Origin of the sequence: Luteibacter yeojuensis (assembly GCF_000964085.1) — a bacterium.
GTDB classification, from domain to species: domain Bacteria; phylum Pseudomonadota; class Gammaproteobacteria; order Xanthomonadales; family Rhodanobacteraceae; genus Luteibacter; species Luteibacter yeojuensis_A.
This window is the reverse complement of the sequence record NZ_JZRB01000007.1, coordinates 132,893-153,223: the sequence shown is the minus strand read 5'-3', so window position 1 is coordinate 153,223 and position 20,331 is coordinate 132,893. Positions and strand designations below refer to the sequence as shown.

Annotated in this window: 14 protein-coding genes; 6 read left to right on the top strand and 8 right to left on the bottom strand. The window is 67.4% G+C overall.

What is annotated here, in order from left to right:
• Positions 1-169: 169 nt before the first annotated feature.
• From VI08_RS04470 to glk, 3 genes are all read right to left on the bottom strand, one after another.
• Entirely contained in the window at positions 170-2,446 is a 2,277-nt protein-coding gene (locus VI08_RS04470) for a family 20 glycosylhydrolase (protein WP_052697683.1), read from the bottom strand.
• Between the two features lie 174 nt (positions 2,447-2,620).
• On the bottom strand, positions 2,621-5,302 hold the full coding sequence (locus VI08_RS04465; protein ID WP_428992131.1) for a TonB-dependent receptor: 2,682 nt from the start codon (positions 5,300-5,302) through the stop codon (positions 2,621-2,623).
• Between the two features lie 134 nt (positions 5,303-5,436).
• On the bottom strand, positions 5,437-6,462 hold the full coding sequence (glk, locus tag VI08_RS04460) for a glucokinase (protein WP_428992130.1): 1,026 nt from the start codon (positions 6,460-6,462) through the stop codon (positions 5,437-5,439).
• A 371-nt stretch (positions 6,463-6,833) separates the two neighbouring features.
• Between glk and VI08_RS04455 the strand changes: the two genes are divergently transcribed.
• The 4 genes from VI08_RS04455 to VI08_RS04440 all read left to right on the top strand — a co-directional run bounded on the left by VI08_RS04455 (position 6,834) and on the right by VI08_RS04440 (position 12,438).
• Positions 6,834-8,123 (top strand): sugar MFS transporter, encoded by a 1,290-nt coding sequence (locus tag VI08_RS04455; RefSeq protein WP_045828344.1) that lies wholly within the window; start codon positions 6,834-6,836, stop codon positions 8,121-8,123.
• Between the two features lie 65 nt (positions 8,124-8,188).
• Complete coding sequence (locus VI08_RS04450; RefSeq protein ID WP_045828343.1) at positions 8,189-9,217, top strand: LacI family DNA-binding transcriptional regulator; 1,029 nt, start codon at positions 8,189-8,191, stop codon at positions 9,215-9,217.
• Positions 9,218-9,459: 242 nt separating this feature from the next.
• On the top strand, positions 9,460-10,947 hold the full coding sequence (gene proP / locus VI08_RS04445; RefSeq protein WP_045828342.1) for a glycine betaine/L-proline transporter ProP: 1,488 nt from the start codon (positions 9,460-9,462) through the stop codon (positions 10,945-10,947).
• Positions 10,948-11,091: 144 nt separating this feature from the next.
• Positions 11,092-12,438 carry a TolC family outer membrane protein gene (locus VI08_RS04440; protein ID WP_052697682.1) on the top strand — a complete coding sequence of 449 codons (1,347 nt, stop codon included), beginning with the start codon at positions 11,092-11,094 and terminating at the stop codon, positions 12,436-12,438.
• A 110-nt stretch (positions 12,439-12,548) separates the two neighbouring features.
• Here VI08_RS04440 and VI08_RS04435 read toward each other — a convergent pair whose 3' ends face one another.
• From VI08_RS04435 to zwf, 5 genes are all read right to left on the bottom strand, one after another.
• Positions 12,549-13,400, bottom strand: a complete 852-nt coding sequence (locus tag VI08_RS04435; RefSeq protein WP_045828341.1) for a DMT family transporter — start codon at positions 13,398-13,400, stop codon at positions 12,549-12,551.
• Positions 13,401-13,560: 160 nt separating this feature from the next.
• The gene (gene eda, locus VI08_RS04430) at positions 13,561-14,205 is read right to left on the bottom strand and encodes a bifunctional 4-hydroxy-2-oxoglutarate aldolase/2-dehydro-3-deoxy-phosphogluconate aldolase (RefSeq protein WP_045828340.1); all 645 of its coding nucleotides are present in this window, start codon (positions 14,203-14,205) and stop codon (positions 13,561-13,563) included.
• A 14-nt stretch (positions 14,206-14,219) separates the two neighbouring features.
• Positions 14,220-16,031 (bottom strand): phosphogluconate dehydratase, encoded by a 1,812-nt coding sequence (edd, locus tag VI08_RS04425; protein ID WP_045828339.1) that lies wholly within the window; start codon positions 16,029-16,031, stop codon positions 14,220-14,222.
• 13 nt (positions 16,032-16,044) lie between these two features.
• Positions 16,045-16,746: a 6-phosphogluconolactonase gene (gene pgl, locus VI08_RS04420; protein WP_045828338.1), complete on the bottom strand. Its 702-nt coding sequence runs from the start codon at positions 16,744-16,746 to the stop codon at positions 16,045-16,047.
• A complete protein-coding gene (gene zwf / locus VI08_RS04415; RefSeq protein WP_045828337.1) occupies positions 16,743-18,215 on the bottom strand; it encodes a glucose-6-phosphate dehydrogenase in 1,473 nt (490 codons plus the stop codon). The genes pgl and zwf overlap by 4 nt, the downstream gene beginning before the upstream one ends.
• A gap of 238 nt (positions 18,216-18,453) precedes the next feature.
• On the opposite strand from zwf, the gene VI08_RS04410 reads away from it, so the two are divergent.
• Positions 18,454-19,206: a GntR family transcriptional regulator gene (locus tag VI08_RS04410; protein WP_045828336.1), complete on the top strand. Its 753-nt coding sequence runs from the start codon at positions 18,454-18,456 to the stop codon at positions 19,204-19,206.
• 16 nt (positions 19,207-19,222) lie between these two features.
• Positions 19,223-20,257 (top strand): SIS domain-containing protein, encoded by a 1,035-nt coding sequence (locus VI08_RS04405; RefSeq protein ID WP_045828335.1) that lies wholly within the window; start codon positions 19,223-19,225, stop codon positions 20,255-20,257.
• The last annotated feature ends 74 nt before the right edge of the window (positions 20,258-20,331 follow it).

Genomic DNA, 20,331 nt, shown 5'->3' with positions numbered 1-20,331 from the left:
GGGGCGGGCAGGCCCTTGGGGCCGACATGAGCGAAGGGCCTGCCCGCCCCCGACTGGCGAAACGCCGCCAGCCTAAGGCGGCGCAAGCCGCTGGTTACATGCATTCGCGATAGCGAATGAACCGGTGCAAGAGCGTCGCTTGCAAGCAAGCTCCCACAAGAGCCGGGCGCTAGCGGAGCTGGACGTCGCCGATGACCCAGAACTTATTGGGGCCCGGCTTGCCCGTGATAATGAAGCACAGGTCGTGCGTGCCTTCGCGCTTCGGCAGGATGCCATCCAGCGTTGCCGGGCCGCCCTTCGCCTTCGACAGCGCGATGGTGGTGAGCTTCGGGCCATCGCACGTATCCTGGCGCACCTCGATCTCGCCATCGCGGCCGCGCGCCTTGCGCGACACGATGCCGGCCGCGTCCTTCCACAGCGCGTAGTTGTACGGCAGCCGGTTGACGCTGATCGCGACGCCGTAGCGGCCGTCCAGCTTCACGCCCTTCCACGTCCAGCAGGTATCCATGATGTCCACCTTGTACACCGGGCGGACGCCATCGATGAGCGTGGGCGATTCCACGCGCACGGGCAGCTTGCTGCTGCAAAGGTCGAGCTGGTCGCTGTTGCGGCGGAGCAGGGATTTGGCATCAATCGTCGACGAGCGCGGGCCGGAGAGGCCGAAGCCGCCGTTGAACGTGATGGCCTGCACCGTCGACGGCAGCGGCACCTCGAACGGCGCGGTGTATTCCGGCGATTGCGACGTGGGCGGCGTGCCGTCGGTGGTGTAGCGGATCTTGCCGTAGCCGGTCTGGCTGGCCAGCGTCACCGTGGCCTTGTCGTTACCGGCGGGTGCGGCGTCGATGGTGACGGCGAAGGCGCTGTCGGCCGGCATGATGCCCGCGGAGCGATAGCGTGAGAACTGGGCGGGCAGGCGCTGCAGGAAACCGTTCCAGTCAGCGCTGGGCGACCACGCGCGCTCGGCCATGGCGGCGATGCGCGGGAACGCCGCATGCTGCACGCGCGGCCACGTGGAGAGGTACTCGCTGAAGAGCGTGACCTGCTCGCCGAGCACGTGGCTGGCCATGGCCGGCGAAATGCCTTCGGGCACCGGGTCGAAGTTGTACACGTCCTGCAGGGTCTGCACGTTCGGGCGGCCCGGCTGTTCGTCATGCAGCGTGGACTGCAGGTAATCCATGTACAGCGTGGGCGCCGCGGCCATCACCACGTCGTGGCCGGCGTTGGCTGCCTTGATGGCGCCCTTGGTGCCACGCCACGACATGACGGTGGCGCTGGCGGGCACCTTGCCGTCGAGGATCTCGTCCCAGCCGATGAGGCGGCGCTGGTGCTTCTCGAGGTAATCGCCGATGCGGGCGACGAACCAGCCCTGCATCTTCTCCTCGTCGGTGATGCCCAGCGACTTCATCTTCGCCTGCACCGACGCGGAGTGCTCCCATTCGTCCTTCGCGGCTTCGTCGCCGCCAACGTGGATGTACGTGGACGGGAACACCTCCATCACCTCGTCGAGCACGCCTTCGAGGAAGGTGAAGGTGCCATCGTCGACGTTGAACAGCGCGGTGTTGACGCCCCAATCGGCCGATACGGCGTGCTTCTTGCCCGCACCGAGCTTCGGGTAGGCGGCGACCGCGGCCTGCGCGTGGCCGGGCATCTCGATCTCGGGCACCACGGTGATGTGGCGCTCGGCGGCGTACGCCACCACCTGCTTCGCTTCTTCCTTCGTGTAGAAGCCGCAGTAGGGCTTGTCGGCGCCCCCCGTGAGGGCGATGTCCGGGCCCACCGGCGTGCGGCATGCCGCCACCTCGGTGAGCTTGGGGTACTTCTCGATCTGCAGGCGCCAGCCCTGGTCGTCGGTGAGATGCCAGTGGAAGGTGTTGAGCTTGTGCATGGCCATCTGGTCGAGCAGGTGCTCGATCTCGCTCACCGACTGGAAATGGCGGCTCGAATCGAGCATGAGGCCACGCCACTCGAAGCGCGGCTTGTCGACGATGTGCACGCCCGGCAGGCCGTTCTGCGCGGCGGGGTCGGTGGCGAGCTGCCACAGGGTGACAGCGCCATAGAACAGGCCGGTTTCGTCATTGGCGGCGATGCGCACGCCCTTGCCGTCCACGTCGAGCGTGTAGGCCTCGATGCCCTTCACGGAGGCCTCGGTGTGCAGCCAGATGCTGCCGCTGCCGCCCTTGCCTTCGACGATGGGCAGCGTGAGCCCGCGGGCCTGGCGCAGCCAGCCCTGCAACTGGGCCGCCACCTTCTTCGCCTGGGTATCACCCGGCGCCGTGCTGATGGTGGTACCAGCCTCGATGCGGAAGTGGCCCGGCACGCGCGCCAGCTGGGCAGGCATGGGGATGAGCGAAAGCGGCGTCGTGTCGACGGGCGCGGCGGGCTGCTTCGGCTGGCTGGCGCAGGCAGCAAGCCCGGAAGCCAGGGCGAGCAAGACGATACGGCGCATGGTGGGCCCCTGGGTCATCGATGTCGACAGAATCTGCGAGGGTAAGGGCTCGCCCCGTAAATCGTAAAGAGTCAAAAAGAAGGGCCCGGCAAGGGAGTCGACGGGCCCAGGGGAAAGTTCGAGCTTGAGGGTTATGTGCGGCCATCCGTGGCCGCCAAGCCATGACGCGAACGCTTACAGGTCGAAGTGCACCGAGGCCATGTAGCGGCGGCCGGTGGTGTACTTGGCCACGGGCATCGACGTGACCGTCAGGTACTGCTTGTACTTTTCGTTCGTCAGGTTCATGCCCGCGAGGGTGAACGAGATGCTGTCGTTGAGCTTCCAGCCCAGCGTGGCGCCCAGGTCGCCGTAATCGGCCGTGGTGGCCGGCGGCGCACCGGCGATGTAGCCGCCGGCGAGGTACTTGCTGCGCCAGTTGTACGTGACGCGGGCGCTGAACGGGCCCATTTCGTAGTACGGGCTGACCGAGTAGGCGTTCTTGGAGTTGTACGGCAGCGAGCCGCCGGCATCCAGGGTGCCCTTCGCATACGTGTAGCTCGCCGTGACACCGAAGCCGGTATCCCAGAAGGCCTGCTGGTAGCTCAGGGTGCCGCCGCGGACCTTGCCGCTACCCGTGTTGCGCGGGCGGCTGATCGAGTATTCGCAGAAGCCATCCGGCGTGCAGAGGCCCTGCGCCACCTGGCGGGCAAACGTCGTCGGGTCGTTTACCAGGCCCGAGTTGTACTGCAGCTCGTTGGCCGAATCGACGAGCACGTAGTTGTCGATCTGCTTCAGGAAGCCGGTGAGCGCGAGGTACGACTGCGGCGCGAAGTACCACTCGGCCGAGAGCGAGTAGTTCTTCGACTTGTAGTCCTTCAGGTTCGGGTTGCCGCCCGAGCCGGTAAGCACCGAGTCGTTGAGGAACAGGTTGTTCACCTGCATGTTGTACGGCGGGCGGGCGATGACCTTGGCGGCCGCCGCGCGCAGCACCACGTCCTCGGCGAGGTCGTACGCGATGTTGATGCTGGGCAGCCAGTTCTTCGAGGTACGCGACGAGGTCTGCCACGAGCCAGCCGGGGCCGGCAGCGTCGGCGCGCCGCTGTAGTTGAAGCCGGTGCCGTCGGTCTTGGTGTCGACGTAGCGGATGCCGAAGTTGCCGTGGAAGCCGCCGCCGGCGAAGTTCGCCTGCGCATAGGCCGCGTTGGTCTTCTCGACGAGCTTGTAGGTACCGTTGAGGTAGGTGCCCGGATCTTCGTTGCCGCCGTTGGTGTTGCGCACCCAGGCGTACTGGGCGTTGCGGTCGGGCATGACATGGCTGGCGGAACCGTCGAGGCCGTCGAGCGCGCCCAGCGTGTCGGTGTAGCCGCCGAACCCGAGGTCGGCCAGGTTGGTCGGTGCGTTGCCGCCGTAGACGTGGGCGTTCATGCCCTCTTCGTGGCGGTTCCAGCGGTAGCCAACGGCCACTTCGTTGATGAACGAATCGAAGAACTTCGAGAAGTCGAGCTGGGCGTACGTATCACGCGAGTGCGCGGAGTACGAACCGTAGTTGCCGGGCCAGCCGCCCAGGCCGTCTACGTCGCCCATGTGCCAGTTGGCCGGGTCGCGCGCGGCGGCGGGGCTGTCGAAGTTGAAGCCCTTGTTGATGTCCCAGGTGTAGCCACCGGCATACACCGGCTCCATCACGGCCTGCGAGATGTTGTTGTTGATGGCCTTGCTGTAGCCGGCCGCGCCGCCCAGCTGCCAGCCGTCGCCGTGGAAGGTCGACTTCAGGTCGTGGGCGACGGTGCGCACCACCGACTTGCGGATGTTGCTGTCGAACGTGCCTTGCGCGATGGCCGGGCAGGTCGGGTCGTCGTTGCCGCACACGTGGCCGCCGGTGACGACGCCGTTCGGGCCCTGGTTGAAGCTGGTGACGTTGCCCGGCGTGGCGCCGGTGAACGGGTACAGCGACTGGTTCCAGTTATCGAAGTTCTCGCGGACGAACAGGTTGTTGATGTCGATGTCCCAGTTATCCGTCGGGCGGATCTGGAAACCGAGCGTGGCCGTATCGCGCTTGCGCTTCTGCTGGAACCACGCCGAGTTGACCTCGTCGGGCACCTTGGCGTTCGGGTCGAGCGTGCCGTTGGCGATGCCCGCGGCGACGGCCGGGCTGGCGGCCCACTTCGAGACCGGGCTGTAGCTGAAGATCTCGAAGCCCTGGCGATCGATCTTTTCCTCGTAATGCTGGATCGAGGCGATCATGCCGAAGGTGTTGGAGTCGTTCTTCCAGCTATACAGCGCCGAGCCGTTCGGGCGCGTGCCCGGGGTGGCCTGGTCGTTGTAGTTCAGGCCGAACGAGCCACGGATGGTGTTGGCCGGCAGGTCGAGCGGCTTCAGCGTGTGCAGCAGCACGGTGCCGCCCAGGCTGCCTTCGGTGAGGCGCGCTTCGGGCGACTTGTAGACTTCCAGGCGGCCGACGATTTCCGGGGCCAGCATGGTGAAGTCGAAGCCGCGGTTCGGCTGGGCGCCGTACTGCCACGGGGTCTGCGACACCGGCTGGCCGTTGAGGAACGTCAGGTTGAGGCTGGGGTCGGTACCGTCGATCGAGACGCGGTCGCCCTGGCCGAACTGGCGGTCGATGGTCACGCCCGGCACCTGGGTCATCGCTTCGGCGACGTTGGTGTTCGGGAACTTGCCGATATCCTCGGCCGTGACGGCTTCGACGATGGCATCGGCATTGCGCTTCGTGTCCAGCGATTTCTCGAGGCTGGCGCGGATGCCGGTGACGGTGATGCCCTCGAGCTGCGCTGCCTTGGCGGCGTCAGCCTTTTCCTGGGCGGTCTGCGTGTGGCCCGGGTCCTGGGTCGACGCGTCCTGCGCGGCGACGGTACCGGTCATACAGATGAGTCCGGCGATGATGCTCGCCGTGAGCAGGTTCCTGCGATGCGACATGGTGTCCTCCCCTCAGAGGATGGGTAGCGAAGGGCCTTCCGGCCCGCTTTTTTACTGAGCCTGCGTTCCTTTCCCGCTCGTCAGTGAGCAGTCGGACCGTGCAGGTAGAGACCGGCGGCACCGATCACACCCAACTGTCCGTGGTCCATCAGTCGTACTGGCACTTGCTGGAGAAAGGCGCGCATGACGCCCTTGTTGAAAAACCGGTCGGGGAAGCTGCTGCGGGCCAGGTAGTCGCGCACCCGGGGCAGGATGCCGCCCGCGAGGAACACGCCACCGCGGGCGCCGTAGAGCATGGCGAGGTCGCCCACGAAGCTGCCGAGCAGGCCACAGAACACCTCCAGCGCCTCGACCGCGGCGGGGTCGTTCCCGGCGAGGGCGGCAGTGGTGACATCGGCGGGCTCGGCCAGCGTCGCGGCGGTGCCGCGCAGCGTCGAAATGGCCTTGTAGAGGTTCACGAGGCCGGGGCCCGAGAGGGCGGCCTCGTAGGAAACGTAATCGCGGGTCTTCGCCAGCTCGGCCAGGATGGCCGCTTCGCGTGGCGTGCCCGGGGCGAGCGAGATCTGGCCAGCCTCGGTGGGCAGCACGGTGGCGTGCGGTGTGCCGGGCAACAGCACGGCCGAGCCGAGGCCGGTGCCCGGGCCCATCACCAGGATCGGGCCGATGGCCGGGGCCGCGGCCGTCTCGATGATGGCGGTGGTCTCGTGCTCGCGCAGGAACTGGCAGGCGTAGGCCACGGCTTCGAAATCATTCACCACGCGCAGGCCAGCCAGGTGCAGGCTGTCGCGGATATCGCCGATGGAGACCGGCCAGGGCAGGTTCTCGTTGACGATGGCGTCGCCCACCACGTACCCGGCGCTGGCCACGGCGCAGTGCTGCACGGCGAACTGGCCATCGAGGTGGCCTACGAAATCCTGCAGCACGGCGGTGAGGCTGGGCCACTCGGCGCAGGCGTAGCGCTCGTAACGCAGCACCTCGAAGGTGCCGCCGGCCAGCGCGGGGCGGACCAGGCCGATGCGGGCATGCGTGCCGCCCACGTCGGCGGCGATGAACGCCTCCGCGCGCGCTGTCAGCATGGCTTCCCGCTGGTTTGCCTGTTTACCCACGCCTTCCCCCTTTCACCCTTGCCTGCGTCGCCACATAAAAATTCCGTGACGCCCCTGTGTGAGGCTGAGTCTGTGAGCGCGATGACAACGTTGTCAACTGGACAGATGGCTAGGACAGGGGCCGTCCCGTCGTGCGCCGCAACAGGAAACGTTTACGACAGGGGCCCTATTTCCTGCGGGCACTGCGCCGCAGGGCTTTGCGTCGCCATTTGCGACGGGCGATCAGGTGCTTGCGGCGCCGCGACATCGAAAGTCAGGGCTTGGCCATAGGTCATGGTTTCGCCAGTGACCGTGCATTGACAACGTTGCGCGCACGAGTCAATAAAGGACAAATCCACGACGGATCCACACCAGCTAAGGGGAACCACCCAATGTCGTCCACCACGGCCGCCGTCGGCGAGACGCGTCAGTCCAGCGTCGGGCCGATGATCATCATCGGCATCCTGTTCTTCATTTTCGGCTTCGTCACGTGGCTAAACGGCCCGCTCATCACCTTCGTGAAGCTGGCTTTCAACCTGGATGACGTGGGCGCCTTCCTCGTGCCTGGTGCGTTCTACCTCTCCTACTTCTGCCTGGCACTGCCTGCCTCCTTCATCCTGAAGAAGACCGGCATGAAGAAAGGCATGGGCCTGGGCCTGTTCGTCATGGCGATCGGCGCGGCGACCTTCGGCCAGTTCGTCACCATGCGCATCTACCCGGGCGCGCTCACCGGGTTGTTCATCATCGGCGCTGGGCTCTCCCTGCTGCAGACGGCGTCCAACCCCTATATCTCGGTGCTTGGCCCCATCGATAGCGCCGCGCAGCGCATCGCCTTCATGGGCATCTGCAACAAGGTCGCGGGCGCGCTGGCCCCGTTCGTCTTCGGCTGGCTCGTGATGAGCAACATCGGCGGCTTCGACAAGCAGATCGCCGCGGCGGGCTCCCCCGCCGAGAAGGAAGCCCTGCTCAACGGCTTCGCGGCGAAGGTGCACATGCCATACCTCGCGATGGCCGGCCTGCTGGTGGTGCTGGCGATCTGGGTGGTGCGCTCGTCGCTGCCGGAGATCCGCGCCTCGACCGACAACTCCGAGCGTGCTATCGGGCATGCGAAGGGCAGCATCTTCAGCTTTCCGCACCTGTGGCTCGGTGTGCTCTGCCTCTTCCTCTACGTCGGCGTGGAAGTGATGGCCGGCGATGCCATCGGCACCTACGGCCAGGGCTTCGGCATGACGCCGGAAGACACCAAGCACTTCACCTCGTACACCCTCGTGGCCATGCTGGTGGGTTACGTGGCCGGCCTGGTGCTGATCCCGAAGGTCATTTCGCAGCACAAGTACCTGGCGATCTCGGCCATCCTCGGCGTGCTGTTCTCGATCGGCACCTATGTCACCACCGGTTACACCTCGGTGGCATTCGTCGCCGCGCTGGGTTTCGCGAACGCGATGATGTGGCCGGCGATCTTCCCCCTGGCCATCAAGGGGCTGGGCTCGCTGACGGAAATCGGCTCGGCGCTGATGATCATGGGTATCGTTGGCGGCGCCGCCCTGCCGCAGATCTTCGTGCACCTGAAGCAGGGCCACGACTTCCAGCTGGTCTTCCTGGCGATCATGGCGCCCTGCTACCTGTACATCCTGTTTTACGGCGCGGTCGGCCATAAGGTCGGCCAGCATACGAAGGGCTGATAACCCATCTTCGCTCGGTGACGGCCATCCGCTAGGATGGCCGTCCTGCTATCGAGGGTCGTAGATTGCGTAGCCCCACCATCAAGGACGTTGCCGAGCGGGCCGGCGTTTCGCTGAAGACCGTCTCCCGCGTCATCAACCACGAACCCTCCGTGCACGCGCGCACGCGCGACAAGGTGCTGCGCGCCATCGAGGCGCTGGATTACCAGCCCGACCAGGCGGCTCGCAGCCTGCGCAGCGCCCGTACGTACGCGCTGGGCCTGGTCTACGACAACCCGAACGCGCACTACGTCATCGCCATGCAGAACGGCGTGCTGTCGGTATGCCGCGAGCGTGGCTTCGGCCTGCAGATCCACCCCTGCGATTCCGGTGCCCCGCGCCTGGCCGAGCAGCTGGGCGACCTGGTCCGCCGCAACCGCCTTGCCGGCCTGGTGTTGTGCCCGCCCATGTCCGAGCAGCCCGGCCTGCTGGCCTCGCTCACCGAACAGAACGTGCCCTTCGTGCGCATCATCTCCGCGCGGCAGGACCCGAAAGACGGCTGGCCCTGCGTCTTCGTCGACGACCGCGACGCGGCCTACGCCATCACCGAACACCTCATCCAGCTCGGCCACCACCGCATCGGGTTCCTGTGGGGTGGCAAGGAGCACCGCTCCAGCCCCGAGCGCTACCAGGGCTACGAGGATGCGCTGCGCGAGTACGGCATCGACGTGGATCCCGCGCTTGTGGTGGAAGGCGATTACTCGTTCGACGACGGTTTCCGCGGCGCGCGCCGGCTGCTCGCGCTGCGCAACCCGCCCACCGCCATCTTCGGTTCCAACGACGAAATCGCCGCCGGCGTCCTCGCCGCCGCGCGCTCGGGTGGTGTCGACGTGCCGTGGGAGCTCTCCATCGCCGGCTTCGAAGACAGCCCGTTCTCGAAGCAGTCGTGGCCCGCCCTCACCACGGCGCGGCAGAACACCGAGGAAATCGGCCGCCACGCGGCGCAGCGGCTCATCGCCGAACTCGAGCGCGATGGCGGTGCGCCGGATATCGGCAACGAGGGTTTCAGCCCCGACTTGGTAGTGCGCGGCTCTACGGCGCCGCGCCGTTTGTGATCCGTTGAACTGTGGGAGCGCGCTTGCGCGCGATCGCGCGCAAGCGCGCTCCCACAGCAACGGCCCCACATTCGCTTAACGTCACGCTTGGTATTATCCGGCTGATATTCACCGCGTGTGTCCCCTTCCGCGGACCGCGCCGAGCGCCGCCTTCCGCGTTGCGCATCCCCCTTCTTCAGGACGGTTGGCCCCGGCCACGCTGTGGCGTGCCTGCGTGGCCGCGAGAAACAGGAGCACACACGATGCAGGATACCGCCGGGCACGACGCCCACTTCGGCTGGTTCACCCGCCGCCGCAAACACCTCAAGCCCGATGACCTCACCATCGTCGACGAGGGCATGCTGAAGCGTGCCGTGGGCGCGGCGGCCCTTGGCAACGCCATGGAGTGGTTCGACTTCGGCGTGTACGGCTACCTCGCCGTGACGCTGGGCCATGTGTTCTTCCCAGGCAACAGCCCCACCGCGCAGGTGATCGCCACGTTCGCGACCTTCACCGTCGCGTTCCTCGTGCGCCCCATCGGCGGCATCGTGTTCGGCCCGCTGGGCGACCGCTTTGGCCGCCAGCGCGTGCTGGCCGCGACGATGATCATGATGGCGCTCGGCACGTTCGCCATCGGCCTGATCCCCAGTTACGAACGCATCGGCCTGTGGGCACCGGCGTTGCTGCTGCTCGCACGCCTGCTGCAGGGCTTCTCCACGGGCGGCGAATACGGTGGCGCGGCGACGTTCATCGCCGAATATTCGACCGACGCGCGGCGCGGGCAAATGGGCAGCTGGCTGGAGTTCGGCACGCTGGGTGGTTATATCGCCGGCGCTGGCGTGGTCACCGCGCTCACTACCCTGCTGGGTAGCGACGACATGCTGGCGTGGGGCTGGCGCGTGCCGTTCCTCGTGGCCGGCCCGCTGGGCCTGCTCGGCCTGTACATGCGCATGAAGCTGGAAGAGACGCCGGCGTTCAAGGCGCATGCGGAAGCGATGGAAGCCGCGGGCGACAAGCCGCGCATCGGCCTGCTCGAACTGGTTTCCGTCCACGGCACGCAGCTGCTGAAGTGCATCGGCCTGGTGCTGGTGTTCAACGTCACCGATTACATGCTACTGACGTACATGCCGAGCTACCTCACGGTGACGCTGGGCTACAGCGAAGCGAAGGGCCTGTTGCTCATCCTCATCGTCATGCTGGTGATGATGCCGCTCAATGTCGTGGGTGGCCGTTTCAGCGACCGCTTCGGCCGCCGCCCCATGATCATCGGCGCCTGCGTGGCGATGTTCCTGCTGGCCATCCCCTGCATGCTGCTGGTGCGCACGGGCAACGACGCGTGGATCTTCACCGGGCTGATGTTGCTTGGCGTGGCGCTGGTGGCGTTCACCAGCACCATGCCCGCGACGCTGCCGGCGCTGTTCTATACCCCGGTGCGTTATAGCGCGCTGTCGATCGCGTTCAATGTGTCGGTATCGCTGTTCGGCGGCACGACGCCGCTGGTTACCGCGTGGCTGGTGGAGCGCACGGGCGACCCGATGGTGCCCGCCTATTACCTGATGGGCGCCGCCGTGGTGGGTGTCATCACCATGCTCTTCGTGACCGAGACCGCCGGCCTGCCGCTGCGTGGCTCGCCGCCTGCCGTGGCCGACCACGCCGAAGCGAAGGAGCTGCTGGCGGGCGACGCACCGCTGACGGTGGACGAGGCCCTGCCGCCGCTCCCGGACGACACCGCGGACGCCCGCCTGGCGTAGGCGGCGTTGTCCCCTGTGTCCGCAGGGCGGTGTCCGCGGACACGCGCATGAGCCCTGCAACCCGCGCCACGCCTCGCTTCCGGGCGTGGCATGCGACTTGCTCCTGCCGCTTCATCCATAGACAAGCGTGCAAGGACAACGAACATGGGGACGAAGACCTGGGCCTACCGCCTCCTGCTGGCGATGGCCGGCCTGGCACCCGCCGCGGCCGGCGCCGAGGATCTGCTCGACATCTACCGCGAGGCCGTGGCCAACGACCCGGTGCTGGCCGGCGCCGACGCCCGCCGCCTCGTGGCCGCCGAAGCCGTGCCGCAAGCGCGCTCGGCCCTGCTGCCGCAGCTGAGCGCGGGCCTGGAAATGCAGCAGTTCCACCCCGGCCGCGTGTACAGCGATGGCACCGACCAGGGCACGAGCACCGGCGGCGGCCACAGCCGCCAGCGCGACTTTACCCTGGCGCTGGACCAGACGGTGGTGGACGTGTCGAAGTTCGCCCGCGAACGCGGCGCGCACGATACCGCCGACGCACAGGAGGAAACCTACCGCGGTGAACTGCAGAGCCTGTACGTGCGCGTGGCCACCGCGTACTTCAACGTGCTGGTGGCGCAGGACCAGCTCGAGGTGTTCCAGTCCTATGAGGATGGCTACAAGGCGCAGAACGAGCAAGCGAAGGTGCTGGTGCAGCAAGGCATCAACCCGGCAGCGGACGTGAGCCAGTCGGAGGCGTATTACTTCTTCATCCGCTCGCAGCGGGTGAGCGTGCAGAACACGCTGCAGGATGCGCGCCGCGCGTTGCAGGAACTGACCGGCAAGGAGCCTGGCCACCTGAAGACCCTGCGCGAAGACCTGCCGATGCAGCCGCCGTCACCGAACGATGCGCAGGCGTGGGTGGACCAGGCCATGAACCAGAACCCCGATATCCTCGCGGCGGGCCACCTCGTGAAGGCTGACGAGCATTCGATCACGGCCGCGCGCGCGGGCCACCTGCCGACGGTGGGGCTTGCCATGGGCTACGACAAGACGGGCGCGTGGTCGAACACCATGCGCGGCGGCGCCGGTTATGGCCCGGGCAACACCACGGTAGGCCTGGTGCTCACGGTGCCGCTGTTCAGCGGTGGGCTGACGCAATCGCAGGTACGCCAGGCGATCCACCAGCGCGACGCCGACCAGGATGACCTTGAAGCCCTGCGCCGCCACACCGCGCGCGATGCGTACAACTACTTCAACCAGGTGGTGGATGGCATCGGCCAGGTGAACGATGCGCGCGGCTCGGTGGATGCGGCGAAGAAAGCGCTCGACTCCCTGCGCGCCGGCTACGACATCGGCACGCAGAGCCTGACGAACGTGGTGGTGGCCATCGAACAGCTCGCGAACGTGCGCAGCCAGTACATCTCGGTGCGCCACCAGTTCATCCTCAACAAGCTCAACCTCAAGCGCTCCGCGGGCGTCGCGTCACTCGAAGACATCGAAGAGATCAACCGCCTGCTGCAGTAAGGATGTGCCCTGTGTAGGAGCCCACTTGTGGGCGACAGCTTCTCACAAAAGCCTTGGAGGTGGTCGCGAGAGATGTCGCCAGCAAGCTGGATCCTACAGCGGGCAACGCATCACATGAAGGTCATGATCGCCACGGCAGCGATGGCCAGCACCACGCCCACCCAGTTCACCGCGGAAAGTTTCTCGCGGAATCCCAGCGCGCCCACGAGCGAACCGAGTACCACCACGCCCACGTTCATCGACGCGAAGACCAGGGACGGGTCGTGCGGCAGCGCCTGATGGCCGCGCACATAGAACAGGATGTTGGCGAAGTTGCACGCGCCTAGGAGCACGCCGAAGCCGATGCTGCGTGCCGTGAGCGGTGCCTTGCCGGCGACGGCGCGCACGATCGCGACGACCCAGCACAGCACCAGCGCGATCAGGAACGCGCCGAGCAGCCCGGCCGCGAACGAAGCGCCGGCCTTCGCCACGAGCTTGAAGCAGATATCGATGGCGCCGAACCCCGCGAACACCAGCAGCGGCGCCCACCACGCGCCGCCTTCCGCCTTGCCGTGTTCCTTCCGCCACAGCACGCACAGCACGGCGACGAGCGCGATGCCGATACCCAGCGCCTTCTGGCCAGTGAGTACGTCGCCGAGGAACACGAACGCGGCGAACAGTGATACGAACAGCGACAGGCGCTGCGCGACGTCGGTGCGGACGATGCCGGCCGTGCGCACGGAGCGTGCGAGGACCACGAAGATGGCGGGCAGCAGTATGCCGAGCGCGACCAGCGGTAGCCAGGTGGCCTTCGCCGCGAGCGCGGCCTGCGGCGTGGCGCCGAGCAGCTGCCAGGCAAGCAGCGAAGCCACCACGTAGTTCGTGGCCACGGCCTGGACGATATCGATGCCCGCGCGGCGGGCGAACTTCAGCAGGACCGAAACGGCGACGCTGAAGAGGATGGCGAGGGCGATGTAAACCATGGGACGGGGCTACGGGTATACGAAAGGTGCGAAGGATCGCACGAACTCCGCGCCTTGTGCCGGATGAATGGCCTTGCGTAGGAGCCCACACCCGTGGGCGACAGCTTTTTGCGAAGAGCTGTCGCCCACGGGTGTGGGCTCCTACGACACGCAGCGGGCTTTAGCGCTTCAGCTGCGCGGCTTCGCGGGCCAGGGCTTCGATGGCGGCGTAGTCGCCGGCGGCGAGCTTGTCCGCGGGGGTGAGCCATGAGCCGCCCACGCAGGCCACGTTGGGCAGGGAGAGGAACTCGGGGGCGTTGGCGAGGCTGACGCCGCCCGTGGGGCAGAAGCGGATCTGCGGTAGCGGGGAGGCCCACGCACCGATGAGCTTGGGGCCGCCGGCGGGCATGGCCGGGAAGAACTTCTGGAAACGGTAGCCGCGCTCGAGCAGCTCCATGGCTTCGCTGGAGGTGGCGGCGCCCGGCAGCAGCGGCAGTTCGGAGTCATCGGCCGCATCGAGCAGGCGCGGTGCGCTGCCCGGCGACACGGCGAATTTCGCGCCGGCCTTCAGCGCGGCGTCGAGGTCCTTCGCGGTGAGTACGGTGCCGACGCCCACGAACGCGCCTTCCACTTCGGCGGCGATGGCGCGTACCGCATCGAGCGCCGCCGGCGTGCGCAGCGTCACTTCGATGGCGGGGATGCCGCCGGCGACGAGGGCGCGGGCCATGCCCACGGCCTTCGAGGCGTCCTCGATGATCACGACGGGAACCACCGGCGCGAGCGCCAGGGTGGCTTCGACCTTCGACTGCTTTGCTTCGTTGCTCATCGTTACTCCGTTGATCAGAACACGCCCGCACCGAGGTCGGCCGCGACGGCCGACTGGCGGAACATGGCGAAAAGTTCGCGGCCCATGCCGGTGTGGTGCACACCAAGGTCCACGTTATCGGGCACGCGGGCGTTCCATGCGTCGGCGGGCACCAGCACTTCGAGCTCGCCGGTGTGCGCGTCGACGCGGACCATGTCGCCCGTGCGGATGCGCGCAATGGGGCCACCCGCTTCGGCTTCCGGCGTGACGTGGATCGCCGCCGGCACGCGGCCCGAGGCACCCGACATGCGGCCGTCGGTGACCAGCGCCACGCGGTGGCCGCGATCCTGCAGCAGGCTCAGCGTGGGCGTGAGCTTGTGCAGCTCGGGCATGCCGCGTGCACGCGGGCCCTGGAAACGCACGACGGCGACGAAATCGCGGTTGAGTTCGCCGCGGTCGAAGGCGGCTTTCACGTCATCCTGTTCGTCGAACACGATGGCGGGCGCCTCGATGACCATGCGGTCGTCCGGCACCGAGGACACCTTGATGACGCCGCGGCCGAGGTTGCCCTTCAGCATGCGCAGGCCGCCATCGTGTCGGAACGGCTCGGTCACCGCGCGCAGCACGCCGCGATTGCCGCTTTCCTTCGGGACCGGCACCCACGTGAGCTTGCCGTCCTCGAGCACCGGCAACTTGCGGTACGCCTCCAGGCCGTGGCCCATGATGGTGTTGACGTTGTTGTGCAGCAGGCCGGCATCGAGCAGCTGGTCGATGAGGAAGCCCATGCCGCCGGCATCGTGGAAGTGGTTCACGTCGGCGTAGCCGTTGGGGTACACGCGCGCCAGCAGCGGCACCACCGACGACAGCGCGTCGAAATCGTCCCAGCGCAGGTCGATGCCCGCGGCGCGCGCGATGGCGACCAGGTGCAGCAGGTGGTTGGTGGAGCCACCCGTGGCATGCAGGCCAACGACGCCGTTGACGATGGCGCGCTCGTCGATGATGTGGCCCACCGGCATGTAGTGGCCGCCCATGCAGTCGGTGGCCAGCACGCGCTCGACGGTGGCTTCGGTCAACGCATGGCGCAACGGCGTATCGGGCGGCTCGAAGCTCGCACCCGGCAGGTGTACGCCCATGATCTCCATCAGCATCTGGTTGGAGTTGGCCGTGCCGTAGAACGTGCAGGTGCCCGCGCCGTGGTACGAGCGCGCCTCGGCTTCGAGCAGTTCGGCGCGCGTGGCCTTGCCGGCGGCGAACGCCTGGCGCACCTTCGATTTTTCTTCGTTGGGGATGCCCGAGGGCATGGGGCCCGACGGTACGAATGCGCTGGCAAGGTGGCCGAACGAGAGCGCACCGATCATCATGCCCGGCACGATCTTGTCGCAGATGCCGAGGTACAGGGCGCCTTCGTACATGTCGTGCGAAAGCGACACCGCCGTGGCCATGGCGATCAGGTCGCGCGAGAACAGCGACAGCTCCATGCCGGGGCGGCCCTGGGTCACGCCATCGCACATCGCCGGCACGCCGCCGGCCACCTGCGCGGTGGCGCCCAGGCGGCGGGCGATGGTGCGGATACGTTCCGGGTAACCCTCGTATGGCTGGTGCGCCGAGAGCATGTCGTTGTACGCGGTGACGATGGCGATATTGGCGGCGTGGCCGTTGCGCAGCGCATCCTTGTCGGGCTCGCATGAGGCGGCGAAGCCATGGGCAAGGTTGCCGCACGACAGGTGGTGGCGCTTCGCGCCCTTGCCGCGGGCGGCCTCGATCTTGGCCAGGTACGCCGCGCGCGTGGCGTGGCTGCGCTCGGCGATGCGCTGGGTCACCTCGGCGAGGATGGGGTGCAGGGTCATGGCAGGTATTCCGTCAGGGAGCCCAGAAGACATCCAGCGGCACGCGATCCTGCGTGAGCACGGCGCGGATGGGCACGTCCTCGCCGGCCTCGGCCTTCGCAAGCAGTTCCTTCTTGTCGTTGCCTTCGATGTGCAGGTAGAGCGTGCGCGCGTCGAGCACGCGCGGCAGGGTGAGCGTGATGCGCGGCTCGCCGGCGCCGCCGGCGCGCATCGAGATCACGGCCTGCTTGCCGTCGAGGTCGAGCGCCTTGTCGAGGTTGTCGCCGCCGGGGAAGAACGACGCGGTGTGGCCGTCCGGGCCCATGCCCAGGATGACGACGTCGAGCGGCTGGCCGAGCGCGTCGATGCGCTTGCCCACGTCACCCAGCGCGGCGTCCACGTCATCTTTGTGCGCGCTGTCGAACAGCGGCACGAAGGTGGCGGTGTGCGCTTCGTGGTGCAGCAGGTGGTCGGCCACCAGCTTCGCGTTGCTGCGATCGCTGTCGGTATCCACCCAGCGCTCGTCCACCAGCGTGATGGTGACCTTCGACCAGTCGATTTCCTGCTCGCACAACACGGCGAACATCTGCTTCGGCGTGCCGCCGCCGGAGACGGCGAGCGTGGCCTTGCCGCGCGCCTTGATGGCGGCATCCAGCTTCGACGCGATATCGCGCGCGAGCTGGTCGGCGAGCGTGAGTTTGTCGGCGAATTCGTGGCGGTTGATCTTGGCGTTCATGCGGCGTCCTCGGCCCAGGTGCGGCCATCACGTTCGATGAGCGCCACGGCGGCGCTCGGACCCCAGGTGCCCGCGGTGTACGGCTTCGGCGTATCGCCGCTTGCCTCCCACGCGTCGAGGATGGGGCCGGCCCAGTTCCATGCCGCTTCCACTTCGTCGCGGCGCATGAACAGGGTCGGGTTGCCACGCACGACATCGAGGATGAGCCGCTCGTAGGCGTCGGGCTGCTCGACGCCGAACGCCGCCGCGAAGCTCATGTCGAGCGGCACGTGGCGCAGGCGCAGGCCACCCGGACCCGGATGCTTGATCGTCAGCCACAGCTTCACGCCCTCGTCCGGCTGCAGGCGCAGCGTGAGGCGGTTGGGCATGAGCGCGCCGCTGGCGGGGTCGAAGATGGAATGCGGCAACGCACGGAACGTCACCACGATCTCCGACACGCGGTTGGGGAGGCGTTTGCCGGTGCGCAGGTAGAACGGGACACCCGCCCAGCGCCAGTTGCCGATCTCCGCCTTGAGGGCGACGAAGGTTTCGGTCCTGGACTGGTCGCTGCCCAGTTCGTCGCTGTACCCCGGGACGCCCTGGCCTTCGGCCGCACCGGCGCGGTACTGGCCGCGCACGGTGAGCTGGGCCGCGTTGCTGCCGTTGATCGGGCGCAGCGAACGCAGCACTTTCAATTTCTCATCGCGCACCGCATCGGGCGACAGCGACGACGGCGGTTCCATGGCGAGCATGCACAACAGCTGCAGGATGTGGTTCTGCACCATGTCGCGCAGCGCGCCAGCGCGGTCGTAGTAGCCCGCGCGGTGGCCCACGCCGACGGTTTCGGCGACCGTGATCTGCACGTGGTCGATGTGCTGCGCGTTCCACAGCGGCTCGAACAGCGCGTTGCCAAAGCGCAGCGCCAGCAGGTTCTGCACCGTTTCCTTACCGAGGTAATGGTCGATGCGATAGGTCTGCGATTCGGTGAACACCTGGGCCACGGCATCGTTGATGGCGTTGGCGCTTTGCAGGTCGCGGCCGATCGGCTTCTCGAGCACGACGCGCGAGCCCTCGCCATTGAGCCCCAGCGAGGCGAGGCGCTGGCAGATGTCGGTGAAGATGTCGGGCGAGGTCGAGAGGTAGAACACGCGGATGTGGTCGGGGCGGTCGCCCATCAGCGTGGCGAATTCGTCCCAGCCATCGGCCTTGCGCGCGTCGAGCGAGCGGTAGCCGATCATTTCGATGAAGGCATCGAGCTGCGCGGGGGCCACGTGCGAGACGCCCTTCTCCACGGCGGTGCGCACCTGCGCCCGGTAGCTGGCGTCGTCCAGGCCCTCGCGCGCCACGCCGATGATGCGGCTCTTGGGCAGGATCTGGCCGTCGATGAACCGGTGGTACATCGCGGGGAGGAGTTTGCGCACGGCGAGGTCGCCGGTGCCGCCGAAGATGACCAGGTCGAAGGGTTCGACCGGCAGGGAAGGAGCGCTCACGACAGTGCCTCTTGACGGGTTCGCGGAGGGGTTCCGTTTGATCGTACCAGTGACATACCACGGCGTACCAGCCCCGTACCACTGGGGATGTGCTTCCTCCCCACGTAACCTCGTGATCACACGAAGGAAACGTTTTCACGCCAGTTTAGATCGTGCCAACGCGTGTTCGATTAAACGAGCGTTCGAGCAGAATCCGGGACGCCTTGCCCAAGTGGTCACGTATTGGTATCTTCGCTCGATGGAATCCGCCCTCGTCGCCGAATACCAGCGCCTGCAGCACGACCCGGCCGCCCGCCTGCCGCTGGCGTACATGCGCCTGCGCCGGGCCATCCGCAACGTGATCGAGAACGGCGAAGTGCAGGTGGGCCACGCCCTGCCAAGCGAACGTGACCTGGCCAGGGCCCTCACCCTGTCGCGGGTCACGGTGCGCAAGGCCATCGGCGGGCTGGTCGAGGATGGCCTGCTGACGCAGCGCCACGGCGCAGGCACGTTCGTGTCCGAGCGCATCGTGAAGCCGCTGTCGCGCATGACCAGCTTCACTGAAGACCTGCGCGCCCGCGGCCTGAACCCGCGCTCGGAGTTTTTCGAGAAGGCCATCGGCGAGGTGAACCCCGAGGAGGCCATGGCGATGAACCTGTCGCCGGGCACCCAGGTGGTACGCCTGCACCGGCTGCGCTACGCCGGCGACGAGCCGCTGGCCATCGAGCGCAGCGCCGTGCCCCTGGCCCTGCTGCCCGACCCCGGCCTGGTCGAGGATTCGCTCTACGAGGCGCTGGACAAGCTCGGCCACCGGCCGAACCGCGCCCTGCAGCGCCTGCGCGCCGTGGTGCTGGGCCCCGCGCAGCTGCGCCTGCTGCGCCTGCCCACCGGCAGCGCCGGCCTCAACATCGAACGGCGCAGCTTCCTCGAGGATGGCCGCATCGTCGAGTTCACCAATTCCTGGTACCGCGGCGACATCTACGATTTCGTGGCGGAACTGCAAAGCGACTGACCGAGCCGAAACCCCCATGACCATCCAGCCGCAAGACACCCTGATGTTCCGCGAAGCGCACGAGACCGCCGAGGTCGTCGAGCGGCAACTGGCCCGGAACGAGCCCGTCGTGGCCGCCCTGGCCGAGCACCTGCGCGCCCACCCGCCGCGCATGGTCATCACCTGCGCCCGCGGCAGTTCCGACCACGCCGCCATGTACGCCAAGTATGTGTTCGAGACGCAACTGGGCGTTGTCACCGCATCCGCGTCGCCGTCGGTCACCTCCATCTACCACGCCACGCAGAACCTCGACGGCGCGCTGTACGTCGCGGTATCGCAGTCAGGCAAGAGCCCCGACCTGGTGCGCAACGCCGAAGCAGCCAAGCGCGCGGGTGCCTACGTCGTCGCGCTGGTCAATGTCGTGGATTCCCCCCTGGCCGCCGTGGCCGACGTGGTGGTGCCGCTGCAGGCCGGCCCGGAAAAGAGCGTGGCGGCCACCAAGAGCTACCTCGGCGCGCTGTTCGCCATCCTGCACATCGCCGCGCGCTGGGGCGGCAAGCAGGAGATCGCCGATGCCCTCACCGCGCTGCCCGCGCAGCTGCGCCAGGGCTGGGACGCCGACTGGTCGTCGCTGACCGACGGCCTCGTCGACGCGCACAACCTGTTCGTGGTCGGCCGCGGCTTCGGCTTCGCCGGCGCGCTGGAAGCGGCGCTGAAGTTCAAGGAAACCTGCGGCCTGCACGCCGAGGCGTTCAGCGCGGCGGAAGTGAAACACGGCCCCATGGCCCTGGTGGGCCCGGATTTCCCGGTGCTGTTCTTCGCGCAGAACGACGACACCCTGCCCGGCGTGCTCGACGTGGCCGCCGAATTCCGCAAGCGCGGCGCCGCCGTATGGGTGGCCGCGCCGGGCGCCGAAGGCGAGGGCGTGCTGCCGCTCGTCACCACGGCACCGATTTCGGCACCGCTGGTTACCGTGCAGAGCTTCTACAAGGCCACGGCCGCGCTGGCGATCAAGCGGGGTTTTAATCCGGATGTGCCGCCGCACCTTAACAAGGTGACGGAGACCGTCTGAGGAACGCGAAAGGTGTTGGGTGATGGGTGGAGGGAGTGGCGTTTTGTGCCTCGAGGCAACCGGGTTGCCACACC